This is a genomic window from Ruoffia sp. FAM 26255 (assembly GCF_045528525.1).
In the GTDB taxonomy this organism is placed as follows: domain Bacteria; phylum Bacillota; class Bacilli; order Lactobacillales; family Aerococcaceae; genus Ruoffia; species Ruoffia tabacinasalis.
In genome coordinates, this window is sequence record NZ_JBGQQX010000088.1 from 1 (window position 1) to 4,491 (window position 4,491).

Here is a 4,491-nt window from a genome sequence, read left to right on the forward strand (position 1 = left end):
ATACTCGGTTTAATGTCCGCTCAAGAAGCCTACCAGACCGAATTGTCTTTAATGGAATAAAGACTTGAGTTATAAAAGAATCGAAAAGCGACATTTCCCCCATGGGGGAAACCCTATACCTAAAAGTTTAATGGGGTATGTCTTTTGAATAACAATAGTGTTGCATTTGATTTGACAACAGAGGCATTACATTGCTATAATAATTCTTGTAATACAATACAAATAATTTATGGAATAGGGGAATTTTGAAAAAATGAAGAAATCTCTTTTAGTATCATTATGTGCTTCTGTATTATTATCAGTCGTATCACCTACATTTGTTTCTGCAAAACAAGAAGAAGGTCAATTTGCTGATCTACCAGTTGTTACTTTAGAAGAAGGTCGCGCTTTAACTGAAGATTTATCACTAGTAAACGAAAACCAAGCCAAATACGTATTCTTATTCATCGGTGACGGAATGGGGAACACCCCTGTATCTGCGGCAGAATATTACTTAGGCCCAGATAATGGTAATGAAGGAAATGGTGTAGCGCAAGCACAACCTTTAAACTTCTCACAATTTCCAGTAATTGGTTTACAAAACCCAACGGATGCAGACCACTATGTGCCAGACTCAGCAGCAACAGCAACTTCATTGGGTAACGGTGTAAAGATTGATTCAAACGTGATTGGTTTAACTCCTGGCTTCACTGAACAAACAGAATCAGTAGCTGAAAAAGCAAAAGCTGAAGGTAAATCAATTGGTATTCTTTCAACAGTTACATTAAACCACGCAACACCAGCAGCATTCTACTCAAACGTTGAGCACCGTAATAACTATTATGAAATCGGTGAACAAATGGCTTTATCTGACTTCGATTATTTCGCTGGAGGATCTCTAGGAGGTCGTACGGGTGAAGAAGGTCAACCTGACTTGTACGAGGTCATGGAAGAAAATGGCTATACTGTTGCAGATACACAAGAAGAATTTGATGCAATTACTGCAGATTCAGGTAAAGTATATGCTCCAGCAGCTGTATTATCTGAAGCAGATGGTTCTTCAATGAAATACTCAATGGACCGTGACCAAGGTGAGCAAACATTAGCAGACATGGTTTCTAAAGGGGTTGAAGTATTAGGTTCAAACGAAGAAGGATTCTTCATGATGACTGAATCTGGTAAGATTGACTGGGCAGAGCATGCGAATGATGCAGCTGCTACAGTTCACGAAGTTATTGACTTCCAAAATGCTATCCAAGAAGCAATTAACTTCTACTATGAGCATCCAGAAGAAACGTTAATCGTTGTTACAGCTGACCACCCAACTGGTGGATTTACAATAGGTAACTCAGAGACAGGATACAACAGTTACTTCCACTTAATCGATAACCAAGCTGTATCTCAAGAAGAGTTCGATGTTATCTTTACTGAAGCATTAGAAGAAAATCCAGAAATGACTTTCGAAGATTTTGTTCCAGTACTAGAAGAAAACTTTGGTTTCATCATTGATTTAGAAGCAACTGAAGAAGTATTAACACAAGCAGAAGCAAGTGAAGCAGAAGCAGAAGCAGAAGAAACTGATTTAATGGCAATATCTGCATTAGATTTAGAAGAATTACGCTATGCATTTGAGCAATCTAAATTAGAGTATGAAGACCGTAACGCTGGTCAAGCTGACGTTATCAAAGGCTACCACTCTTACTTACCAATCTCTATTGCATCAACTCGTTTAGTAGCTCGTAAAGCTGGTTTTGCATTTACGACGGTTGACCACTCTCCAGAGCGTGTTCCAGTTTATGCAATCGGATCAGGAGCTGCGATGTTCGAAGGAAACTTTGAAAATAACGACATTGCTTACAAATTATTAGCAGCAATGGGTATGTACGAAGGTGGCGACACAGCAATTGCACCAATCAAAGTAACTGGTAAAGCATCTGCTGATGAAGCAACTGAAGAAGAGTCAACAGAAGAAACAACCGAACAGTCTGCAGAAGAAACTTCAGAAGAATCAACTGAAGAAGAGACTGCAGAAGAAACAACTGAAGAAGAATCAGCTGAATAATCTCTGAGGAATTCGATTAAACAAATTCTTAACGCAGCGTTATTTATTAAACGTTGCGCTTTTGAATTTTAGGAGACATTTATGAAAAGAAATTTATTTTTATTGATTGGATTGCTTTTCACTTTAATTGGCCCTAAGAGTAGTGTACTGGCTCAAGGAGAGGAACAAATTTTGTCTGATGTACCTTTTGAAGGTTATTATATTGCACCAGAAGATCATGCGATAGAAGGCTTATTATTCGAAGAAAATCAACTTTTAATTTATATTAAAGACCAACAGGATTTAACGGACCAAGCAACTGGGCTAGAAAAGAGTCAATGGTTAACCGACTTTCATTCATTTCCTTATCCAGACTTATCAAACTATTCTGAGGGCGTGCGTGAGCGTTATTTAAGCGAAGATAATTTACCTTATGATTTACAAGCAGATTATGAAGAAATTACATCAATGATTACACCTGAGATGTCGCAATTAGATATTTTAAACTTAATCAATAATCGTATTCCAGGCATTTATTATACGGAAAAAGATGGCTATGCTTATTACACAATCGCCAATCCAACAGTGCTTGAAGAAGAGGATGCGTGGAACATTCAACTATTCGGTGAAGAATTATTCGTACTTGAAGAAGTTGATGGAAAGTTGCAAGATCAAGATGGAATCACTTATAAGTATCTTGCTGGAATTACGCCAAATTAATTAATAATTGAAAGGATAAGAAGCCATTGAAAAAATGTTTGACGCTACTTTTAACTACTACTTTATTGCTATCACTGAATCCAGTGATGATTTTGGCAGAAGAAGATCATGACCATGATGCGACTGAAACTTTAGCAGCAGATAATCATCATGAACATGGAACGAATTATGCCAATTTCATACCAGCTAATATACTAAATCCAGACGATAGCGTCTATAAAGCACCTGAAGCTACTGATGATTACGTTGGTCTTTATACTGCCCAAGCTAGAGTTGAAGATTTGGATACTGATTTAGAATTGATTTTATCAATTAGTGAAGATGGTTTATTTAACTTATCCTATTATTTTGTGAATACCCCAGAACAGCAAGGTATTAGATTTTTTGCAAACGAAGAGGGTGAAGTTGAAAGTACTGAAGCAATCTATCAAGATTTAGTCATTCTTACAGGCGCTTTACGAGAGGGCGAAGGTGGTTTGGGTACAGGCTTAATTGGTAAAACTATCTCACCGGTCGTTCTTTTAGATGAGAACGGAGAAGCAGACCGTTTATATCCCTACATGAATTTAGCTTTTGATTTGAGAGAGAATCACCAGAACGCACGTGTATACCAAAATGTTGGCCTATACTTAGCTGATGATGTGGTTGCTGTAGATGTGAATCATTTAATCGGACTAGATAGTGAAGAGCAGATTATGACGCAGTTTTCATCGGTTGAAGAAGGGCATGAAGATGAATTCTTGGTAGAAAGCCACACATATGAATTACTTCAAGAGAGTTTTGATAATGATTTAATAGAGCATAATGATTTCAAGATGGCTTACCAATCTGAGAATGAATTCATGCAACTTGTCCTAGCCATGCATCTAAGAACTAACACAAGTTTTCCACAGGATACCGAAGTTGAATTGATTGACCCTGAAAGTGTTCAACTTAGTGATGACTTGAATCCTCAATACGCGATGTTAATTAATGACTCTGTCATATATGTTTTTGATGGAGAAAGCTTGTTTATGGCCGAAGATGTTGAAGAAATTGATGGTGAATATACTGCTGAAAATTGGGTAACAAATTAATTAATCGCCTGGAGGTGAAATATAAATGGCTTTTGAAAAAGATTCTGAAAAAGAAGTGAAACGCAAAGTTTATAACGACCCGCATCACCCAGACCATCCACGTAACCGTGATAAAGATAGCTCAGATAAGCAAGAGGAAGAAAAGCTTGAAGAGTCTCGTGAACAAACCTATGGTGGCGACCCACATCATCCGGATCATCCGAGAAATCGTAAGTAAGCAAAATGCAAGAGAAGAACCTAATCAGAAATGTGATTAGGTTCTTTATTTGTTGGTTAAAGACAGACTCCAATTCAATTCGTCTCAAGTTACTCCAACTCAAGTCAAACCACTATCCCATTTGTCTCAAGTAACCTCAACTCAAGCCAAACCACCATCCCATTTGTCTCAAGTTGCTTCAACTCAAGCCAAACCACCATCCCATTTGTCTCAAGTTGCTTCAACTTAAGCCAAACCACCATCCCATTCGTCTCAAGTTGCTTCAACTCAAGCCAAACCACAATCCCATTTGTCTTGAGTTCCATCCCCACAATAAATAATCGCTAAAAAAAGGTTCTACAATAAATAGGGTTGATGACAAAAATTAAAATGTCATCAACCCTATCTTTGTGTCTTCTAAAAGACGCAGATATTCGTTATATTAAAAGTACCACCAAATAACATAAGGAGAATATCTA

Annotated in this window: 5 protein-coding genes; 4 read left to right on the forward strand and 1 reads right to left on the reverse strand. The window is 37.5% G+C overall.

The genetic code is table 11. The features are described 5' to 3' along the window. Nucleotides 1–253 precede the first annotated feature (253 nt). From ACEN31_RS10990 to ACEN31_RS11005, 4 genes are all read left to right on the forward strand, one after another. On the forward strand, nucleotides 254–2,041 hold the full coding sequence (locus ACEN31_RS10990; protein ID WP_407109435.1) for an alkaline phosphatase: 1,788 nt from the start codon (nucleotides 254–256) through the stop codon (nucleotides 2,039–2,041). A gap of 81 nt (nucleotides 2,042–2,122) precedes the next feature. Next, entirely contained in the window at nucleotides 2,123–2,740 is a 618-nt protein-coding gene (locus ACEN31_RS10995) for a hypothetical protein (RefSeq protein WP_407109436.1), read from the forward strand. 26 nt (nucleotides 2,741–2,766) lie between these two features. Beyond that, nucleotides 2,767–3,816 (forward strand): hypothetical protein, encoded by a 1,050-nt coding sequence (locus ACEN31_RS11000; protein ID WP_407109437.1) that lies wholly within the window; start codon nucleotides 2,767–2,769, stop codon nucleotides 3,814–3,816. A gap of 25 nt (nucleotides 3,817–3,841) precedes the next feature. Then, nucleotides 3,842–4,033 (forward strand): hypothetical protein, encoded by a 192-nt coding sequence (locus ACEN31_RS11005; protein ID WP_407089550.1) that lies wholly within the window; start codon nucleotides 3,842–3,844, stop codon nucleotides 4,031–4,033. Between the two features lie 104 nt (nucleotides 4,034–4,137). On the opposite strand, the gene ACEN31_RS11010 is transcribed toward ACEN31_RS11005, so the two are convergent. Next, nucleotides 4,138–4,338: a hypothetical protein gene (locus tag ACEN31_RS11010; protein ID WP_407109438.1), complete on the reverse strand. Its 201-nt coding sequence runs from the start codon at nucleotides 4,336–4,338 to the stop codon at nucleotides 4,138–4,140. Nucleotides 4,339–4,491 lie beyond the last annotated feature (153 nt).

What these genes read in the sequence shown, in the direction of transcription:
- ACEN31_RS10990 (WP_407109435.1), top strand. Translation starts at nt 254, where the DNA reads ATGAAGAAATCTCTTTTAGTATCATTATGTGCTTCTGTATTATTATCA.
- ACEN31_RS10995 (WP_407109436.1), top strand. Translation starts at nt 2,123, where the DNA reads ATGAAAAGAAATTTATTTTTATTGATTGGATTGCTTTTCACTTTAATT.
- ACEN31_RS11005 (WP_407089550.1), top strand. Translation starts at nt 3,842, where the DNA reads ATGGCTTTTGAAAAAGATTCTGAAAAAGAAGTGAAACGCAAAGTTTAT.
- ACEN31_RS11010 (WP_407109438.1), bottom strand. Translation starts at nt 4,338, where the DNA reads ATGGAACTCAAGACAAATGGGATTGTGGTTTGGCTTGAGTTGAAGCAA.